Genomic DNA, 19,913 nt, shown 5'->3' on the forward strand with positions numbered 1-19,913 from the left:
TGGCAATGAATATCCTGTATGACGAACGCGTCGATGGCGTACTGCCCAAGGTCGACAAGGCCAGTCTGATTAAGGCACTGGAGGCAGCGCTGCCCGGCGTTCAGATCCTCCACGCACGCGAAGACCTGAAACCCTACGAGTGCGACGGCTTGTCGGCATACCGCACGACGCCTATGGCCGTCGTACTCCCAAGCACTATTGAGCAAGTGCAGACCCTAATGCGGCTTTGTTATGAGCGTAACGTCCCGGTCGTCGCCCGAGGGGCAGGAACGGGGCTTTCCGGTGGCGCTCTGCCGCTGGAGCAGGGCGTGCTACTGGTCATGGCGAAATTCAATCGGATCCTTGAGGTTGACCCGGATGCGCGCCGTGCACGGGTTCAGCCCGGCGTGCGCAACCTGGCGATTTCCCAGGCAGCCAATCCTTACGGGCTGTATTACGCCCCGGACCCGTCCTCCCAGATCGCCTGTTCCATTGGCGGCAATGTGGCTGAGAACGCAGGGGGCGTGCACTGCCTGAAGTATGGTCTTACGGTTCACAACATCCTGAAGGTCGACATTGTGACCATTGAGGGAGAGCGTCTGACCCTGGGTAGTGAGGCGCTCGACACGCCCGGATTTGATCTGCTGGCCTTGTTCACAGGTTCGGAAGGGCTTCTAGGCGTGGTGGTGGAGGTGACCGTCAAGCTTCTGCCCAAGCCACAAACGGCCAAGGTGTTGATGGCCAGCTTCGACAATATTGAAAAAGCCGGTCGAGCAGTCGGCGATATTATCGCTGCAGGCATCATTCCTGGCGGTCTGGAAATGATGGATAACCTCTCCATTCGAGCGGCGGAAGATTTCATCCATGCAGGCTATCCGGTGGACGCTGAGGCTATCCTCCTGTGTGAGCTGGATGGGGTGGAGTCTGACGTTCATGCTGACTGCGATTGCGTTCGTGATGTCCTGGCTCGGGCCGGAGCTGCCGAGATTCGGCTAGCCCGGGACGAGGCCGAGCGGCAGAAATTCTGGGCAGGCCGCAAAAACGCATTCCCGGCAGTAGGCCGGATTTCTCCCGATTACTACTGCATGGACGGCACCATTCCCCGCCGTGCATTGCCGGGCGTTCTCAAGGGAATTGCGGATCTGTCCGAGCACTACGGACTGCGGGTTGCCAATGTCTTCCATGCCGGGGACGGCAACATGCATCCGCTGATCCTGTTTGATGCCAATCAGCCGGGCGAACTTGAGCGCGCAGAAGAGCTGGGCGGCAAGATCCTCGATCTGTGTGTGGAGGTAGGTGGCAGCATCACCGGTGAGCACGGCGTAGGGCGAGAAAAGATCAACTCCATGTGTACGCAGTTCAAGCCTGATGAATTGATGTTATTTCACGCCGTCAAGAAAGCCTTTGATGAGAAGGGATTGCTCAACCCGGGCAAGAACGTGCCGACACTGCACCGCTGCGCTGAGTTTGGCGGCATGCATGTACATCACGGCAAGCTGCCTTTTCCTGAACTGGAGCGCTTCTGATGGACGCCATGACTGCTTCCCATGATGCTTCTCAGGCGCTTCAGGACGAAGTGCTCCAGGCTATTGAGCAACGTCAGCCGCTACGCATCCGGGGCGGCGACAGCAAGCGTCACCTGGGCCGACCGGTAGACGGTATGGAAATCGATGTGCGCGCCCACCGAGGCATCGTCACCTATGATCCCACTGAGCTTGTAGTGACGGTACGGACAGGCACTCCACTGGCTGAGTTGGAGGCTGCGCTGGAAGCCAACGGCCAGATGCTGCCCTGCGAGCCGCCGCATTTCGGCCCGGGCGCGACGGTAGGCGGCATGATTGCGACGGGCTTTTCCGGCCCGCGTCGGCCCTGGGTAGGCTCGGTGCGGGATTTCGTCCTGGGGACCCGGGTCATCACAGGCGAGGGCAAGCACCTGCGCTTTGGCGGTGAGGTCATGAAGAACGTGGCGGGCTATGACCTGTCTCGTCTGCTGGCTGGGAGCTTTGGTTGTCTGGGGTTGATCACCGAGGTGTCTCTCAAGGTTCTGCCCAAGCCGCGGACGTGTACCCGTCTAAGGTTGGAGCTGGATGCCCCGCGCGCGCTAAGCAAGCTGGCCGAGTGGGAGCGCCAGAACATTCCGCTGGCAGGGGCCTGCCATGATGGCCGCGCATTACATATTCGTCTGGAGGGCGGTGAGGGTTCTGTCGCTGCCGCTCGGGATCGCATTGGAGGTGAAGACCTGTCCGTTGCGTACTGGACGAATCTGCGCGAGCACCGACTGGAATTTTTCGCTGATCCACGTCCACTGTGGCGCCTGTCGCTACCCAATCACATCCCTGTATTGGAGCTGCCGGGCTCGGTCCTGATGGATTGGGGCGGTGCCCAGCGGTGGCTGAAAAGCGATATGGATGCCGCCACGCTCAGGCCTCTTGTCGAGCAGGTCGGGGGGCATGCCACCTGTTTCACGCCTGATATCACGCGCGAGCCATTCCACCCACTGGCACCTGCGCTTCTCAAATATCAGCGTCAGCTCAAGCAGCAAATGGACCCGCATGGGCTGTTCAATCCTGGTCGACTGTATGCGGAGCTGTAATGCAAACAATACTAAGTGAAGAAGCACGTCGCCTACCGCAGGCAGCGGAGGCCGAACGCGTACTGCGTAGCTGCGTACACTGCGGCTTCTGCAACGCGACCTGCCCGACCTATCAGCTGTTGGGCGATGAGCTGGATGGGCCCCGCGGGCGTATCTACCTGATCAAGCAGATGCTGGAAGGCGGACCCGTAACAACGAAAACACAGCTGCACCTGGACCGCTGTCTGACCTGCCGCAACTGTGAGACGACCTGTCCGTCCGGCGTGACTTATCACAATCTGCTGGATATCGGTCGTGCCGAGCTGGAGCGCCGCGTGCCTCGCCCCATGAGTGAGCGCCTCCTGCGGGCCGGCTTGCGCGCCGTGCTACCGCGTCCTGCGTTATTCAAGGCGCTGGCGGGTGCAGGGCAAACACTGCGCCCACTCTTACCGGATGCGCTAAAGAGCAAGCTTCCTGCCGATCCGCTCCCCGCGGGAGAGCGACCGGCGGTACGTCATGAGCGACACGTGTTGATGCTGGAGGGCTGTGTTCAACCAGGACTATCGCCCAACATCAACGCTGCAACGGCGCGGGTGCTGGATCGCTTGGGGATTAGCGTGGTCGATGCGCCGCGAGCAGGATGCTGCGGCGCCGTTGAGTTTCACCTTAATGCCCAGCATGACGGACTTGACCGTGCCCGCCGCAATATCGATGCCTGGTGGCCTGCCGTGGAAGCAGGCGCGGAGGCAATTGTGCAGACGGCCAGCGGTTGCGGCGCATTCGTCAAGGATTACGGTCATCTGCTGAAGGATGATTCCGCCTATGCCGCCAAGGCCCGCCGGGTATCCGAACTGGCAAAGGATATCGTCGAGGTGGTTCGTGCCGAGCCGTTGGAGCGGCTGGTGGTGAGTGCGGATCACCGGTTGGCCTTTCATTGCCCCTGTACCCTACAACATGCCCAGAAGCTGGGCGGCGCTGTAGAGGAGGTCTTGCAGCGTCTAGGCTATACGCTGGCGCCAGTGCCGGACGCACATCTGTGCTGCGGCTCTGCCGGCACCTATTCGCTCACCCAGCCGGAGCTGTCTCGTCAGCTGCGAGACAACAAGCTCGCCGCGCTCGAGAGCGGGCAGCCCGATCTGATCGTTACCGCCAATATTGGTTGCCAGACCCATCTGGGCGGTGTTAGTCGTACACCGGTCCGACATTGGATCGAGATTGTCGATGCCGCTCTGAACTCCGAACCCTACCATCCTCACGTGGAGAATCTGCATGCAAAGCAAAGCCGTCCTGACCGTCACTGAAGTGAATCGCATCCTGGAGGCCGCACGCGCCGAGGCCGAGCGCAACCAGTGGGCCGTCTCCATTGCGGTAGTGGACGATGGCGGACATCCGCTGGCGCTGCTCAGGCTCGACAATGCCGCGCCAACCAGCGGCTACATCTCTACGGAAAAAGCCCGGACCGCAGCCCTGGGGCGCCGTGAGTCCAAAGGGTTTGAAGACATGATCAACGGCGGACGCACTGCCTTTCTATCCGCGCCGGTGTTGGCTGGCATGCTGGAGGGTGGTGTACCGGTCATGGTCGAGGGACAGGTTGTCGGCGCGGTAGGCGTTTCAGGCGTCAAGGCCGATCAGGATGCACAGGTGGCCAAAGCGGGTGCTGCGGCTGTTTTGGGTTGAACCGATAAGAAGAACACAGGGATTACGACATGACTCAACGCACTTCTTGCCATCGCTTACAGGTAGCCACCTCCTTGCATCGCTTTGTCGAGGAGCAAGTGTTGCCCGGTACGGGAATCGATAGCGCTGCTTTCTGGCAGGGCTTCGATGCTCTGGTGCATGACCTGGCACCGCGTAACCAGGCACTGCTGGCCGAGCGTGATCAGATCCAGGCAAAGCTGGATGACTGGCATCTTACCAATCCCGGCCCGATCAAGGACATGGCGACCTACCGCCGCTTTTTGGAGTCGATTGGCTACCTGCTGCCGCAGCCGGAGAAGGTCCAGGCGACCACAGCCAATGTCGATACTGAAATCGCGCAGCAGGCTGGTCCGCAGCTGGTTGTACCGGTGCTCAATGCGCGTTATGCCCTGAACGCTGCGAATGCGCGCTGGGGCTCGCTTTACGATGCACTCTACGGCACCGATGCCATTCCAGAGGACGACGGCGCCGAGAAGGCCAAGGGCTACAACCCCGCTCGCGGAGCCAAGGTTATCGCGTACGCCCGCGACTTCCTGGACCGAACCGTTCCGTTGGCCAAAGGCTCCCATAAAGAGGCAACGCGCTACCGGGTCGACGGCGGCCGTCTCGTGGTAGACATGAAGAATGGGGCCTGCGAGTTGGCCGATCCGTCAGCCTTTATCGGCTATCAGGGCGATGCATCCGAACCATCGGCCATTTTGCTCAAGCACAACGGTCTGCATTTTGAAATTCAGATCGATCGTCACTCCCAGATCGGCCAGACCGACTGTGCTGGTGTGAAGGACATCCTGATGGAGTCGGCCGTCAGCACCATCATGGATCTGGAGGACTCGATTACTGCTGTGGATGCACAGGACAAGGTCCTGGCTTACCGTAACTGGCTGGGCCTGATGAAGGGTGATCTGGCCGAAGAGGTGACCAAGGGTGACAAGCGTTTCACGCGTACGCTCAACCCGGACCGTGAGTATACGGCGGCCAACGGTGAGAGCCTGTCGCTGCACGGCCGCTCGCTTCTGTTCGTACGTAATGTCGGTCACCTGATGACCAACCCGGCCATTCTGTATGCCGATGGTCAGGAGATTCCTGAAGGCATCATGGATGCGGTGATGACCGTGACCATCGCCCTGCATGATCTGGCGCGCCGTGGCAACTCCCGTACCGGCTCCATTTATATCGTGAAGCCAAAGATGCACGGACCGAAGGAAGTGGCTTTTGCGGCTGAATTGTTTGGACGGGTCGAGTCCATGCTGGGACTGCCTGCCGACACGATCAAGATGGGTATCATGGATGAGGAGCGCCGTACCAGCGTCAACCTCAAGGCCTGTATTGCCGAGGCGGCTTCCCGCGTGGCCTTTATCAATACCGGTTTCCTGGATCGCACCGGTGACGAGATGCACACCAGCATGGAAGCGGGCGCGATGTTGCGCAAGGGCGACATGAAAGGAAGCAAGTGGATCGCCGCCTACGAGCGCAACAACGTCCTGGTTGGTTTGTCCTGCGGGCTGCGTGGCCGCGCCCAAATCGGTAAGGGCATGTGGGCCATGCCTGACCTCATGGCCGCCATGCTGGAGCAAAAGATTGGTCATCCTAAAGCTGGCGCCAATACCGCCTGGGTGCCATCGCCTACGGCTGCGACCCTGCATGCGCTGCACTACCATCAGGTCGATGTGCAGGCGATCCAGCAAGAACTGGAGCAGGTCGATGTCAACGCCGCCCGTGACAGCATTCTGAACGATTTGCTGACCATTCCAGTTGTCGAGTCTGCCAACTGGTCTGCCGAAGAGATTCAGCAGGAGCTGGACAACAACGCCCAGGGCATTCTGGGTTATGTCGTGCGCTGGGTAGACCAGGGCGTCGGCTGTTCCAAGGTGCCGGATATCCATAACGTCGGCCTGATGGAAGACCGCGCCACACTGCGTATCTCCAGTCAGCATATTGCCAATTGGTTGCGCCACGGCGTAACCAATCAGGCACAGGTGATCGAAACGTTGCAGCGGATGGCCCGTATCGTGGATGAGCAAAACGCAGGTGACTCCCTGTATCGTCCCATGGCGCCCAACTTCGAAACGTCCTATGCCTTCCGGGCCGCCCGGGACCTGGTTCTAAAGGGACGCGAACAGCCCAACGGTTATACCGAACCGCTGCTTCACGAGTGGCGATTGAAAGCCAAGGCAGGCTTGTAAGAACCTTGAAAAGGGACGCTAACAGCGTCCCTTTTTTGTTGGCTCAAACAAGGATCGGGTGGGTGACCGAAGCTGACTATCTGGTCGCATCATGAACCTATGGCCCTTTTGGCGTGTTCGCTACACTCAGGGAATACTCATAAAAAAGCGCCGGATACCCTGCGCCTCTGCTGGAGGATTGCCCCATGGCTGACTACCAAGCTCCCCTACGTGATATCCGTTTCCTGCTCAACGATGTGTTCAAGGTGCAGGAGGCGTGGCAGCAGTTACCTGAGCTGGCGGAGCGGGTCGATACCGAGACGGCCGACGCTATTCTGGAAGAGGCGGCCAAGGTGGCTGCCCGCACTCTGTCTCCACTCAACCGCAATGGGGATGAAGAGGGCTGCCGTTGGGATGGGGGCAAGGTGATTACGCCAAAAGGCTTCCGGGAGGCGTATACCGTCTATGCCGAAGGCGGTTGGGTAGGCGTAGGCGGTGATCCTGAGTACGGCGGTATGGGTATGCCCAAGGTGATTTCTGCTCAGGTCGAGGAAATGGTCCATGCGGCCAATCTATCCTTTGGCCTGTACCCCATGCTCACAGCGGGCGGTTGCCTGGCCATCCATGCCCATGCCAGCGAAGAGCTGAAAACGAGGTACCTGCCCAACCTCTATTCCGGTGTATGGGCAGGCTCCATGTGCCTGACCGAGCCCCATGCCGGCACAGACCTGGGCATCATCCGCACCCGTGCCGAACCGCAGGCGGATGGCAGTTATGCCATTACCGGTACGAAGATCTTTATTACAGCCGGTGAGCATGACCTGACGGAAAACATCATCCACCTGGTGCTCGCGAAGCTTCCGGACGCACCTGCCGGCTCCAGAGGCATTTCACTTTTCCTCGTTCCAAAGGTCTTGGTCAATGAGGACGGCAGCCTTGGCGAGCGCAATACCCTGGCGTGCGGCTCCATCGAGCACAAGATGGGTATTCACGGCTCCAGTACCTGCGTGATGAACTTTGATGGCGCCAAGGGTTATCTGGTCGGTGAGCTCAATAAAGGGCTTGCTGCCATGTTCACCATGATGAATTACGAACGCTTGGGTGTAGGTATTCAAGGACTGGGAGCAGGGGAGCGTTCCTATCAGAGTGCCGTTGAGTACGCCCGTGAGCGCCTGCAAAGCCGCGCGGCAACCGGCCCTTCTGCGCCCGACAAGGCGGCTGACCCTATCATCGTTCATCCTGACGTACGTCGCATGCTGTTGACCATGAAGGCCTTGAACGAGGGCGGTCGTGCATTTTCCACCTATGTTGCGATGCAGCTCGATATCGCCAAGTTCAGCAACGATGCTCAGGCGCGCTCACGTGCCGAAGGCATGGTGGCGCTATTGACTCCTGTAGCCAAGGCTTTCCTGACAGATCTGGGACTCGAGATTTGCGTGCATGGCCAGCAGATCTTTGGTGGACATGGGTACATTCGTGAATGGGGGCAGGAGCAGCTGGTACGAGACGTTCGTATTACCCAGATCTACGAAGGCACCAACGGTATCCAGGCGCTGGATCTGATGGGGCGCAAGGTCGTAGGGTCGGCGGGAAGCCTGTATCGGCCTTTCTCGGAAGAGATCAGAGCCTATATCGAAACACTGAATGGCACGTCGTCCGAGTTTGCCGAACCGCTGCGAACAGCGCTGGATAACCTGGACGCCCTGACCGAGTGGGTCATGAACGAGGCCAAAACCAATCCGAACGAGATTGGTGCAGCGTCGGTGGAGTACCTGCATGTGTTGGGTTTTACCGCCTATGCCTACCTGTGGGCACGCATGGCTGAAGCCGCATTGCAAAGCGATCATGCCGAGCTGCGCAGTAGCAAGGTCGCAACGGCGCGGTTCTACTTTGCCCGACTGCTGCCTCGCATTCATTCGTTGACGGCTTCGGTAAGGGCAGGCAGCGGCGTACTGTATGAGCTGGAGGCTGCGCAGTTCTGATGTAAGCAAATACTTACAGGATGTTGCATGACTTGGCTCTATTAACCCTACATTTATAGGGAATATCATTCAGCTATCGAGTTCAGCGCAGGAAGCGCCCCAGTTAAAACAGGGAGTTAGAGGACTGCACCAGGACGGTGCCCGATACGGAAATCCTCCATAGTCTGCAAAGCCCCGCTACGGCGGGGTTTTTTTCTGCCTGGCATTCGAGGAACCGACTCCCGTGCAATAGGTCCTATAGCTGTTTCGACGGCCTGTTACGAGGAGCTTGCAAATGGACCTGATCAGAATTATCTGCGCCATCATCCTTCCGCCCCTAGGCGTTTTCCTGCAGGTTGGTCTCGGAGGCGCTTTCTGGTTGAACATCCTGCTGACCCTTTTGGGCTATATTCCAGGCATTATTCATGCTGTCTGGATCATCGCTCGACGTTAGTCCAGCCAATGGATAATCCGGCTCGCGATTGAATTAATTGAACGCGGGCCGCTTCGCTTTCCGTTTTTTCGTGCATGCTTGCCGTACTGCGGCTGCCTTGCAGCAGGTGGCCGCTTTTTCATTCATGACTGATATTGAGTAACGCATGAATCGTGAGTCGCCTGTCGATCAGCAAAGCTTTCGTCGAATCCTGAGCCGTAACCTGACTCTGCCATTAGGGATCGGTTTTCTTACTTCGGCGTTCTTTGTTGCTGTCGTTTATTACCTTCTTTCCGTAAACCAGTGGATCGAGCATACCGATCGGGTTATCAGTAGCAGTAACAATGTATTCAGGCTCGCGGTAGATCTGGAAACAGGTATGCGGGGTTATCTGCTAAGTGATGATCAATCCTTTCTTGAGCCCTACCAGCGTGCACAGGCTACGTTTCAGCCTCAGTTGGATGAGCTGAAAAGTCTGGTTTCAGATAACGAGGTCCAGCTACGTCGGCTTGAGCGCATTGAAAGCTTGCATCGTTCCTGGCGTGAATATGCGTCTCGAATGATCGCGTTGAATCAGCAGAACGGCGACTTCATGAAGCACGTACGCGACGGCGAAGGCAAAGACTTGATTGATGCTATCCGTCGCGACTTCAATGATTTCATTGCATTGGAGCAGCAGCAACGAGCCGAGCGTAGTTCAACGGCCAGTCAGGCCACCATCATCATTGTTGCGTCATTTCTGTGTGTCAGCCTCTTGCTGAGCGGCCTGCTGGCCTTCCTGGGGCGCCGTGAACTGACGCGCTTGTCTAATACCTACACCACCGCGCTGGATCAGCAGCTCGATCATGCCGAGCAAATGCAACGGCAAGCTTGGTACCGTGCCGGACAGATGCAGCTCTCCGAACAGGTGATTGGCCAGCAGACGTTGCCACTGCTGGGGCAAAGTATCCTGCAGTTCCTGGCCCGCTACCTGGGTGCTTCTGCAGGGGCGATCTATATCGTCCAGGACGATAACCGTAAGCTGGAGCGCGTAGCCGAATATGCGTTGAGCGAAGAGAACCTTTCCACGAGACGCACGCTGGCCTTGGGTGAAAGCCTGGTGGGACAGGCGGCTCTGGAGTCGCGCATCATTGAGCTAAAGGATCTGCCGCGTGATTATCTGAAGGTCAGCTCGGCCGTCGGCGAGACCACTGCCGCAGCGGCCCTGATCGTACCGATTGAAAGCGATGGCATGGTCAATGGCGTGGTGGAGCTCGGCTTTACCCGCAGTCTGGAAGCGCGGGATACCGAGTTGCTCAAGCTTGTCTCCTCAGCGATTGGTTCTTCCATCGAGGCCGGCAAGTATCGCCAGCGTCTGCAAAAGCTGTTGGCCGAGACCCAGCAGCTCAACGAAGAACTGCAGGTACAGCAGGAAGAACTCCGCACCGCCAACGAAGAACTCGAAGAGCAGTCCCGTGCGCTCAAGGAGTCTCAGGCGCACCTCGAGCAGCAGCAGGCCGAGCTTGAGCAGACCAACGAGCAGCTCTCCGAGCAGACCCATGAGCTGCAACAGCAGCGCGACATGCTCGACGAGCGCAACAACCTGCTCAACGCAGCGCAGACTGAACTGGAAGATCGGGCTCGCGAGCTTGAGCGGGCTAGCCAGTACAAGTCCGAATTCCTGGCCAACATGTCCCATGAACTACGGACACCGCTCAACAGCTCGCTTATCCTGGCCAAGCTGCTGGCCGATAACACGGATGCGAACCTTACTGCCGAGCAGGTCCGTTTTGCAGAGTCCATCTATTCTGCTGGCAATGACCTGCTCAACCTGATCAACGATATCCTCGACATTTCCAAGGTCGAGGCAGGCATGCTGGAAATCAGGCCTGAGCAGGTGTCCGTCAAGCGTGTTGTCGACACCCTGAAAAACGCGTTCAATCCCGTGGCCGATAGCCGTGAGCTGTCTTTCACGGTGGATCTTGCCGACGATCTGCCTGGCTTTGTGTACTCGGACCGGCAGCGTATCGAACAGATTCTCAAGAACCTGCTTTCCAATGCATTCAAGTTTACCGAGCGAGGCGGCGTCACGCTCAAGGTGACACTCGACCGGAACCAGGTCGCGTTTGCGGTCACCGACTCGGGTATTGGGATTGCGCCAGATCAGCAGGAAGTCATCTTTGAAGCCTTCCGTCAGGCCGATGGCGCAACGACCCGTCGTTACGGCGGTACCGGTCTAGGGCTTTCCATTTCCCGCGATCTGGCCAAGCTGCTGGGGGGCTCCATTGAAGTGCAGAGCGTTCCGCAGCAAGGCAGTACCTTCACCTTGCGCCTACCCCTGCAGTATGAGCAGCCACTCATTGCCGACGCACCTGCTCCCCGTGTTCAGGCCGCTCCTGCGCCACGTCCTGCCAGCGAGGCGCCAGCTCCAGTCGCGGTTGCTGCACCGGCCGCTGCCGCGCCGTCATCGGCGCAAGTACCGAAGGCCGATGAAATAAACCCGGCTCGCCCGAGACCATTCCCGGACGACCGTGAAAAATTCCCCTTCCCGGATCGCAAGGTGCTGGTGATTGAGGACGAGCCACAATTTGCACGCATCCTTTACGATCTGGCCCATGAGCTGAAATACAGCTGCCTGGTTGCACACGGGGCCGATGAAGGTTTTGATGTCGCAACCGAGTTCACGCCGGATGCCATCCTGCTGGACATGCGCCTGCCTGACCATTCAGGCCTTACCGTACTTGAGCGGCTCAAGGAAAATCCCCATACACGGCATATTCCGGTGCATGTGGTGTCGGTCGAGGATCGGGTCGAGGCAGCCATGCATATGGGGGCCGTTGGCTATGCCATGAAGCCCACCACCCGTGATGAGCTCAAGACCGTCTTCAGTCGACTCGAAGCCAAGTTTTCGCAGAAGATGAAGCGCATTCTGCTGGTCGAAGACGATGCGCTGCAGCGCGACAGCATCACCAAGCTCATCGGTGATTCGGATGTGGAAATTACCGCGGTAGAGCTTGGCCAAGAAGCGCTTGAGCTGCTGCGCAACAATATCTATGACTGCATGGTAATCGACCTCAAACTGCCCGATATGGAAGGCAACGAGCTGCTTGAGCGCATGGCCAATGAGGAAATCTGCTCCTTCCCGCCGGTCATTGTCTATACCGGGCGCAGTCTGACCCGTGACGAAGAAGCGAACCTGATGAAGTACTCGCGTTCGATCATCATCAAGGGAGCCCGTTCGCCCGAGCGTCTGCTGGATGAGGTCACACTCTTCCTGCACAAGATCGAAGCCGACATGCCGCCTGAGCGCCAGAAAATGCTCAAGACTGCCCGCAGCCGCGACAAGGCATTCGAAGGTCGTAAGCTCCTGTTGGTAGATGACGACGTACGCAATATCTTCGCCCTGACCAGTGCGCTCGAGCAGAAGGGAGCAATCGTCGAAATCGCCCGCAACGGTCTTGAAGCGGTGGAAAAGGTACAAACGATCGAAGGTATCGACCTTGTACTCATGGATATCATGATGCCAATGATGGACGGCTATCAGGCCATGCAGGAAATTCGCAAGATTCCTTACCTGCAAAAACTGCCCATTATTGCCATTACTGCCAAGGCCATGAAGGACGACCAGGAGCGTTGTCTGCGTGCCGGGGCCAATGACTATCTGGCCAAGCCTGTCGATCTGAACCGGCTGTTCTCATTAATCAGGGTATGGATGCCGTCACTGGAGAAGCTGTAACCATGTGTCCCGACCGTACCCTGGATATTGAGCTGCGCTTGCTCATCGAGGGTATCTATCTCAAATACAGCTACGACTTTCGGGATTATTCCGGCGCTTCGCTCAAGCGCCGGGTGCTCCATGCGCTGTCGAAGTTTGAATGCGAAACCATTTCAGAGCTGCAGGCTCGCGTGCTGCATGATCCGCAGCTGTTCAGCGAGCTGCTCCAGTTCCTGACGATTCCGGTCAGCGAGATGTTTCGTGACCCCACCTATTACCTGGCCATTCGAGAGCACGTAGTCCCTGTGCTCAAGACCTATCCATCGCTCAAGATCTGGATTGCCGGGTGCAGTACGGGGGAGGAAGTCTATTCCATGGCCATCCTCTTCAAGGAAGAGGGGCTGCTGGACCGTACGTTGATTTACGCCACCGATATCAATCCACAATCGCTGGATCGTGCCCGGCAGGGCGTCTTTCCGCTGGAGCGGGTGCGTAAATACACACAAAGCTATCAGCTGGCCGGCGGCAAGAATTCCTTTTCCGACTATTACACAGCCGCCTACGATGGGGCGCTGTTTGATAAGTCACTGATGGCCAATGTCACCTTTGCCGACCATAGCCTGGCTACGGACATGGTGTTTTCTGAGACGCACTTCATCTCCTGCCGAAATGTTCTGATCTATTTCAACAAAGGCTTACAGAATCGCGCGTTCGGTTTGTTTCATGAGTCGCTGTGCCACCGGGGCTTTCTCGGACTCGGCAGCAAGGAGTCGCTCGATTTCTCTGCCTATGCGGGTCATTTCGAACCGGTCGTCAAAAAAGAACGACTTTTCAGGCGGTTATAATCGTCATGAAACAAGGGCCGGATACCCTCTTTTCGCTGCCGCAGCGGCAAATTGAAGCAATTGTTGTAGGCGCTTCCGCGGGTGGGCTACAAGCACTTAGTGTACTATTGGTCGGCTTGGTCGAAACTTTTCGCCTGCCTATCGTCGTGGTAGTACACATGCCCGAGGACAAGGACAGTAAACTAGCGGAAATTTTCCGGCTGCGTCTGGAGATAGACGTTAAGGAAGCAGATGAAAAGGAACCGCTGCACCCTGGCACGCTGTACTTTGCGCCGCCTGGGTACCATCTGCTGATCGAACAGGACAAAACGCTCTCCCTGAGCCGGGAAGAGCGTGTGCACTTTTCGCGGCCTTCAATCGACGTATTGTTCGAAAGTGCTGCAGACGTATTTGGCGAGCACCTTTGTGGTGTTCTACTGACCGGAGCCAATGAGGACGGCGCGGCAGGCTTGAGAGCGATCCACCGTGCCGGTGGGTTGACCGTGGTTCAGGATCCGGCTGAAGCCTTCGTGCCTACGATGCCGGAAGCGGCTCTCAAGTTGTTTACTCCTGATTTCATTTTGCCTGTCAGAGACATTAATACATTGCTCGTCGAGCTGGAACAGAACAATGCTTAAAGAAGTGAATACAGCAAAGATTCTCATCGTTGACGATCTTCCAGAGAATCTTTTGGCACTTGAGGCGTTGTTGAAACACGAGGACCTCTCTGTATTCAAGGCAGGTTCTGCCGAGGCTGCGCTTGAGCTATTGCTCGTGCACGAATTTGCGCTTGCCATTCTGGACGTGCAGATGCCGGTCATGAACGGCTTCGAGCTTGCCGAAATGATGCGAAGTACCGAGAAGACCAAACATATTCCAATTGTCTTTGTCAGTGCTGCCGGTCATGACCGCAACTATGCCTTCAAAGGCTATGAGAGCGGAGCTGTAGACTTTCTTTACAAGCCGCTCGACATCCATGCGGTCAAGAGTAAGGTCAGCGTATTCGTGGACCTGTACCGGCACCGCAAGGGCATGCGGCGTCAGCTTGAGGCGCTTGAGCGTAGCCGTCAGGAGCAGGAGGTGCTGCTGGCCGAGCTGCGCCAGACGCAAGTTGAGTTGCAGCATGCGGTGCGGATGCGCGACGACTTCATGTCTATCGTTTCCCATGAGCTGAAGACCCCGCTCAATACCCTGATTCTTGAGGCCCAGCTGCGCAAGATCTACCTGGGCAAGAATAATATGGCAGCTTTTACGCCTGAAAAGCTGATGGAGATGGTCGAGCGGGACGAGCGTCAGGTACAGAAGTTGGTACGTCTGATTGATGACATGCTCGACGTATCCCGTATCCGGACGGGCAAGTTGTCTATCCGACCTTCCCGTTTCGATCTGGTGAAACTGGTTTCCAGTATCGTCGAAAATTTCATGCCGCAACTCAACGCGACTGGCTGTGACGTCACGGTAGAGCTTCCCGAATACATCGAAGGGGAGTGGGACGAATTCCGAATCGAGCAGGTTGTTGCCAATCTGCTTACCAATGCCATGCGCTACGGTGCAGGCAAGCCCGTTCATGTGAAACTGGATGTCAAGGACGGCTGTGCTGTACTTAGCGTACGGGACTTTGGTATCGGTATCTCGCCTGAGAGTCAGGAGCGTATTTTCCGCCAGTTTGAGCGCGCTAGTGGAAGCGAAGGCGTTGCAGGGCTGGGCTTGGGGCTTTATATCGCCGATCAGATCGTCAAGGCGCACCGTGGCACGATAGGTGTCAGCAGCATCGAAGGACAGGGGGCTACGTTCAGCGTGACGCTTCCTCTCGGCGAGTCGACGGCGACTGAATCGGCTAAGCCGAGGTTGACCCTGGTAGAGACAGGTATGCATTCCGCGCAGGGCTCGGCCTCCGGATCGTCAGGTCTGAAGGCGTAAGGAGAGCAGAAATAAAAAAGGCTTACCGAGGTAAGCCTTTTTTATTGCGCGCTTGGCGCTGAGATATGGCAGGGGCGGCTGGATTCGAACCAACGCATGGCAGGATCAAAACCTGCTGCCTTACCGCTTGGCGACGCCCCTGTAATACTTTCGAATTTCTGGTGGGCCCGGAGAGACTCGAACTCTCGACCAAAGGATTATGAGTCCTCTGCTCTAACCGACTGAGCTACAGGCCCTACGAGAGGGGCGCATTATACCCATATAGAAGCAAATGGCAAAATAAAGCGCATAAAAAAACCGGAGCGTTTGCTCCGGTTTTTCATTTACTCGTCGAGGAACGAGCGAAGATGCTCGCTACGAGACGGATGACGCAGCTTACGCAAGGCCTTGGCTTCGATCTGACGAATACGCTCGCGTGTCACATCGAACTGCTTACCGACCTCTTCAAGTGTATGGTCAGTATTCATATCGATGCCGAAACGCATGCGCAGTACCTTGGCTTCACGAGCCGTCAGTCCTGCCAGTACATCGCGAGTCGCTTCCTTCAGGCTTTCGCTGGTCGCTACCTCGATCGGAGACTGCATGGTGGAGTCTTCAATGAAATCACCCAGGTGCGAATCTTCATCATCACCAATCGGTGTTTCCATGGAGATTGGCTCTTTAGCGATCTTCAATACCTTGCGGATCTTGTCCTCAGGCATATCCATACGCTCACCCAGCTCTTCCGGCGTCGGCTCGCGACCCATTTCCTGCAACATCTGGCGGGAAATACGATTGAGCTTGTTGATCGTCTCGATCATGTGAACCGGAATACGGATGGTCCGTGCCTGGTCCGCAATGGAACGGGTAATCGCCTGACGAATCCACCAGGTCGCATAGGTGGAGAACTTGTAGCCGCGGCGGTATTCGAACTTGTCTACCGCCTTCATCAGACCGATGTTGCCTTCCTGGATCAGATCAAGGAACTGCAAGCCACGGTTTGTGTACTTCTTGGCGATCGAGATCACGAGACGCAGGTTGGCCTCAACCATCTCTTTTTTCGCCCGACGAGCCTTGGCTTCGCCGATGGACATGTTGCGGTTGATTTCCTTGATCTCGGCAACTGTCAGATCAAGCTCCTTTTGCAGGGCAATCAGCTTTTCCTGGTTGCGCTGGATATCAGGACGCAGGCGCTCAATCGCCTCGGCATACTTGGGCTTGTTCTTGAGAACCTTGTCTACCCACTCAAGGTTGGTTTCGTTGCTCGGGAACGAACGCAGGAAATCAGCGCGGGGCATACGTGCGTCACGTACGCACAGCTGCATGATGGCGCGTTCCTGGGCACGAACACGATCCAGCGACTCGCGAACGCGGCCTACCAGTATCTCGTACTGCTTGGGTACCAGCTTGATCGGCATGAACAGCGTGGCCAGGGCCACCAGCTCTTCAATAGCCTGATCGCTGCTACGGCCATGCTTCTGGAGCGCCTTTTGGGTTTTCTCCAGTTGTTCGGCTACGGCTGCGAAGCGCTGACGAGCTTCTTCCGGGTCCGGACCGCTTTCGGTCTCTTCCTCGGAATCATCGCTCTCGCTTTCTTCTTCGTCGTCGCTCTGGGCTGCAGCGGCATCCTTGGCCTTGGGCACAGGAATGTCATCGCTTTCGCTCTCAGGCAGCGTGCCGTCATCGGGATCGATGTAGCCGCTGAGAACGTCAGACAGGCGACCGCCTTCGGACGTAACCCGATCATATTCGCTGAGAATGTATTCAACCGAGCCCGGGAAGTGAGCGATAGCGCTCATGACTTCACGGATACCTTCCTCGATACGCTTGGCGATTTCGATTTCGCCTTCACGGGTCAAGAGTTCAACGGTACCCATCTCACGCATGTACATGCGCACGGGGTCGGTGGTACGACCAACATCGCTTTCAACTGCTGCCAGTGCGGCGGCGGCTTCTTCAGCGGCGGCTTCATCGGTATCCGCTTCTGCGAGCAGTAGGGTATCCGCATCCGGAGCTGTTTCGAATACGTTGATCCCCATGTCGTTGATCATGCGGATGATGTCTTCCACCTGTTCTGGATCGGAGATATCCTCCGGCAGGTGATCGTTGACTTCCGAGTACGTCAGGTAACCCTGCTCGCGACCGCGGGCGATCAACTCTTTAAGACGAGATTGCTGTTGCGCTTTTCCGGACATAAACACCCTTCCACGAAGGCATAGGCGGGCAAAAATAAGCTGAGTATTATAGCCGATCAGGCGGCTTTCTTGCCAGAATCAGGTTGATGGCACAGCTGGGCGGCTAAGAAGCTCGCGCAGACGGTCCTTCTCTTCAATGCTGAGTTCGCTTTGGCGCGCCTTGCGGAGCAGCTGTTCAAGGCTGCGTTCACGCTGGCTTGCTGCAAGCCTAGTAATGGTGTCGAAAAACTGTTGTTCAAGGTTATCACCTGAAATCAACCACTCTTTTTCGGCTAAAACACGTAATAGTTTGCCTTGTTCAGTGCCGTGCCAGCGTGCCAACAGCTGCAACGTGCTCTGTTCGGGCTTCTTCTGCAAGGCATCAACCAGGGCAACAAGAAGCTGTGCGTACTGGTCATTTTCTTCGGCAAGGTTCTTTGCATCCTGAACCTGTAAGGCCAGCGAAGGGCGGTGTACCAGGCTGCGTAATGCGGCAAGCGTAGGCGGTTCAACCTTTACCGGCTCGCGTGGGGCACGCATGGCAGGGTCACCTTTGAAGCCGAACGACTTCTTGCCGCGGAACCCATTTTTCCCGCCATACGAGGGCTTGCCTGTGCGAGTGCTCGGGTAGGGCGCAGCAGGCGCAGGTGAGTCATAGCCGCTGTCGTAGTAGGCATCCTGCTCGTAGTAAGGCTCGTCCGTAGGCCGTGGTGTCGCGGCTGGTGCGCTGGCAAACTGATTGAGCGACTCGTTGTTGAGCCCGGTCAGCTCGATCAGGCGCAGGCGCATGAGCGCTTTCAGGTTATTTCCCGGGACCTTTTCAATCAGCGGTATGGCCAGTGTCGCCAGGTGCGCCTTTCCCTCCAGAGTAGACGGGTCAGCCTCGGCTGCCAGTTGCTGGAAGAAATACTCGGCCAGTGGCAGCGCCTGCTGGACGAAACGTGCCTGAAACGCGTCCGGGCCCTCTGATCTGACGAGAGAATCTGGATCTTCGCCTTCGGGAAGAAAGAGAAAGCGGATCTTGCGACCGTCCTGTAGGGTGGGGAGCGCTGATTCCAGCGCGCGCCATGCTGCGCTACGACCGGCCTTGTCGCCATCAAAGCAGAACAGAATTTGAGGCACCAGACGAAACAAGCGCTTGATGTGCTCCTCGCTGGTAGACGTACCCAGGGTGGCAACAGCATTTCGTATGCCTTGCTGCGCCAGGGCAATCACGTCCATATAGCCTTCCACGACAATGATCTCGTCAAGATCGCGGTTGGCTCGGCGAGCCTCGAACAGCCCGTACAGCTCTTGACCCTTATGGAAAACAGGCGTTTCCGGAGAGTTCAGGTACTTGGGTTTCTCATCGCCCAGTACCCGACCGCCAAACGCGATAACGCGTCCACGGCTGTCCTTGATCGGAAAAATAACCCGATCACGGAAGCGATCGTAGCGTTTGCCGTTTTCAGTATTTTCGATCAGCAGGCCGGCCTCGATCATGGCTTTTTGCTGAAGCTCGTCACCTGCCAGATGCTTGAGCAGATTGTCCCAGCCAGGCGGTGCGAATCCCAGGCCATAATCACGCGCGATCTCGCCGGTCAGGCCGCGTTTCTTCAGGTAATCCACCGCGGCTTTACGCTGGGGGTGACTCTTGAGCGACTGACGATAGAACGTGGCTGCGTCGGCCAGCAGCGCATACAGCGGAGAGTCCACCATCTGCCGCGGCTTGCGTGGGCCGCCACTGGTGCTTTCTTCCCGGGGAACGTCAAGACCGGCTTTTCTGGCCAGCTCTTCAACAGCTTCGGGAAACTCCAGATTGTCATGGTCCATGACAAAGCCGAGGGCATTTCCGCCTGCGCCGCAGCCGAAGCAGTAATAGAACTGCTTGTCTGGACTTACGCTGAACGAAGGGCTCTTTTCGTTATGAAAAGGACAGAGCGCACTAAAATTCTTGCCGGTTTTTTTTAGCTTGATGCGTGACCCTACCACTTCGACAATGTCGGTGCGGTTGAGCAGGTCGTCGATAAAGCTCTGGGGGATCAATCCGGCCATGGTGCATTCGGCTCAGGGAGGGCCATTAGCATACGCGATGAAAAACGGTTGCTTCCATGCGCAGGTCGCTTGGTTGAATTATAAATTCGACTATCGAAACTTGAGCATACTAACGCACGTTGCGAAAGGATGTTCAATAGGAAGTGCCAGGCATGGGACATGCTTGACAGGTGGTGCGGATTAGCAGATCACATACGTTCAGCCCGACCAGTGGTCGGGCGGAGCCGTTAGCCTTGCAGGCGTCTGATCAGTACAGACGCTCGCGGCGGCGCTGTTCGCGCTGCACTTTCTTGGCATGACGCTTAACAGCAGCAGCTGCCTTGCGCTTACGCTCGGAAGTAGGCTTCTCGTAGAACTCGCGGCTGCGAACTTCAGCCAGAACACCGGCTTTTTCGCAAGAGCGCTTGAAACGACGCAGGGCTACGTCGAAGGGTTCGTTTTCTTTGACTTTGACGGCGGGCATCCAGGTCGTACCTTCAATGT

At 57.1% G+C, this 19,913-nt stretch carries 14 protein-coding genes and 2 tRNA genes; 11 read left to right on the top strand and 5 right to left on the bottom strand.

What is annotated here, in order from left to right; all coding sequences use genetic code 11:
- The first annotated feature begins 5 nt into the window (after positions 1–5).
- The 11 genes from glcD to JQR86_RS01800 all read left to right on the top strand — a co-directional run bounded on the left by glcD (position 6) and on the right by JQR86_RS01800 (position 15,243).
- Complete coding sequence (gene glcD / locus JQR86_RS01750; RefSeq protein ID WP_434154217.1) at positions 6–1,505, top strand: glycolate oxidase subunit GlcD; 1,500 nt, start codon at positions 6–8, stop codon at positions 1,503–1,505.
- Between the two features lie 8 nt (positions 1,506–1,513).
- Positions 1,514–2,572, top strand: a complete 1,059-nt coding sequence (glcE, locus tag JQR86_RS01755) for a glycolate oxidase subunit GlcE (protein ID WP_312509383.1) — start codon at positions 1,514–1,516, stop codon at positions 2,570–2,572.
- Positions 2,572–3,852 carry a glycolate oxidase subunit GlcF gene (gene glcF / locus JQR86_RS01760; RefSeq protein ID WP_434154218.1) on the top strand — a complete coding sequence of 427 codons (1,281 nt, stop codon included), beginning with the start codon at positions 2,572–2,574 and terminating at the stop codon, positions 3,850–3,852. The genes glcE and glcF overlap by 1 nt, the downstream gene beginning before the upstream one ends.
- On the top strand, positions 3,821–4,228 hold the full coding sequence (locus JQR86_RS01765; RefSeq protein ID WP_010795999.1) for a heme-binding protein: 408 nt from the start codon (positions 3,821–3,823) through the stop codon (positions 4,226–4,228). The genes glcF and JQR86_RS01765 overlap by 32 nt, the downstream gene beginning before the upstream one ends.
- A gap of 29 nt (positions 4,229–4,257) precedes the next feature.
- Positions 4,258–6,432, top strand: a complete 2,175-nt coding sequence (locus JQR86_RS01770) for a malate synthase G (protein WP_150348564.1) — start codon at positions 4,258–4,260, stop codon at positions 6,430–6,432.
- Between the two features lie 185 nt (positions 6,433–6,617).
- On the top strand, positions 6,618–8,393 hold the full coding sequence (locus tag JQR86_RS01775; RefSeq protein ID WP_434154220.1) for an acyl-CoA dehydrogenase C-terminal domain-containing protein: 1,776 nt from the start codon (positions 6,618–6,620) through the stop codon (positions 8,391–8,393).
- Between the two features lie 274 nt (positions 8,394–8,667).
- Positions 8,668–8,826: a YqaE/Pmp3 family membrane protein gene (locus JQR86_RS01780; RefSeq protein ID WP_010795996.1), complete on the top strand. Its 159-nt coding sequence runs from the start codon at positions 8,668–8,670 to the stop codon at positions 8,824–8,826.
- Between the two features lie 145 nt (positions 8,827–8,971).
- A complete protein-coding gene (locus JQR86_RS01785; protein WP_434154222.1) occupies positions 8,972–12,520 on the top strand; it encodes a response regulator in 3,549 nt (1,182 codons plus the stop codon).
- 2 nt (positions 12,521–12,522) lie between these two features.
- Positions 12,523–13,344, top strand: a complete 822-nt coding sequence (locus JQR86_RS01790; RefSeq protein ID WP_010795994.1) for a CheR family methyltransferase — start codon at positions 12,523–12,525, stop codon at positions 13,342–13,344.
- Between the two features lie 5 nt (positions 13,345–13,349).
- Positions 13,350–13,961 (top strand): chemotaxis protein CheB, encoded by a 612-nt coding sequence (locus JQR86_RS01795; RefSeq protein ID WP_010795993.1) that lies wholly within the window; start codon positions 13,350–13,352, stop codon positions 13,959–13,961.
- A complete protein-coding gene (locus JQR86_RS01800; protein WP_434154224.1) occupies positions 13,954–15,243 on the top strand; it encodes a hybrid sensor histidine kinase/response regulator in 1,290 nt (429 codons plus the stop codon). The genes JQR86_RS01795 and JQR86_RS01800 overlap by 8 nt, the downstream gene beginning before the upstream one ends.
- Before the next feature lie 66 nt (positions 15,244–15,309).
- Here the strand turns inward: JQR86_RS01800 and JQR86_RS01805 are convergent.
- The 5 genes from JQR86_RS01805 to rpsU form a co-directional block, all read right to left on the bottom strand.
- Positions 15,310–15,384 (bottom strand) — tRNA-Gln (locus tag JQR86_RS01805).
- 18 nt (positions 15,385–15,402) lie between these two features.
- Positions 15,403–15,479 (bottom strand) — tRNA-Ile (locus JQR86_RS01810).
- Positions 15,480–15,566: 87 nt separating this feature from the next.
- Positions 15,567–17,417 (bottom strand): RNA polymerase sigma factor RpoD, encoded by a 1,851-nt coding sequence (gene rpoD, locus JQR86_RS01815; protein WP_010795991.1) that lies wholly within the window; start codon positions 17,415–17,417, stop codon positions 15,567–15,569.
- A 78-nt stretch (positions 17,418–17,495) separates the two neighbouring features.
- The gene (gene dnaG / locus JQR86_RS01820) at positions 17,496–19,430 is read right to left on the bottom strand and encodes a DNA primase (protein ID WP_434154225.1); all 1,935 of its coding nucleotides are present in this window, start codon (positions 19,428–19,430) and stop codon (positions 17,496–17,498) included.
- Positions 19,431–19,677: 247 nt separating this feature from the next.
- Positions 19,678–19,893 (bottom strand): 30S ribosomal protein S21, encoded by a 216-nt coding sequence (gene rpsU, locus JQR86_RS01825; RefSeq protein WP_010795989.1) that lies wholly within the window; start codon positions 19,891–19,893, stop codon positions 19,678–19,680.
- Positions 19,894–19,913 lie beyond the last annotated feature (20 nt).

This window comes from Pseudomonas sp. JZ134, from assembly GCF_051027695.1.
Taxonomy (GTDB): domain Bacteria; phylum Pseudomonadota; class Gammaproteobacteria; order Pseudomonadales; family Pseudomonadaceae; genus Chryseomonas; species Chryseomonas luteola.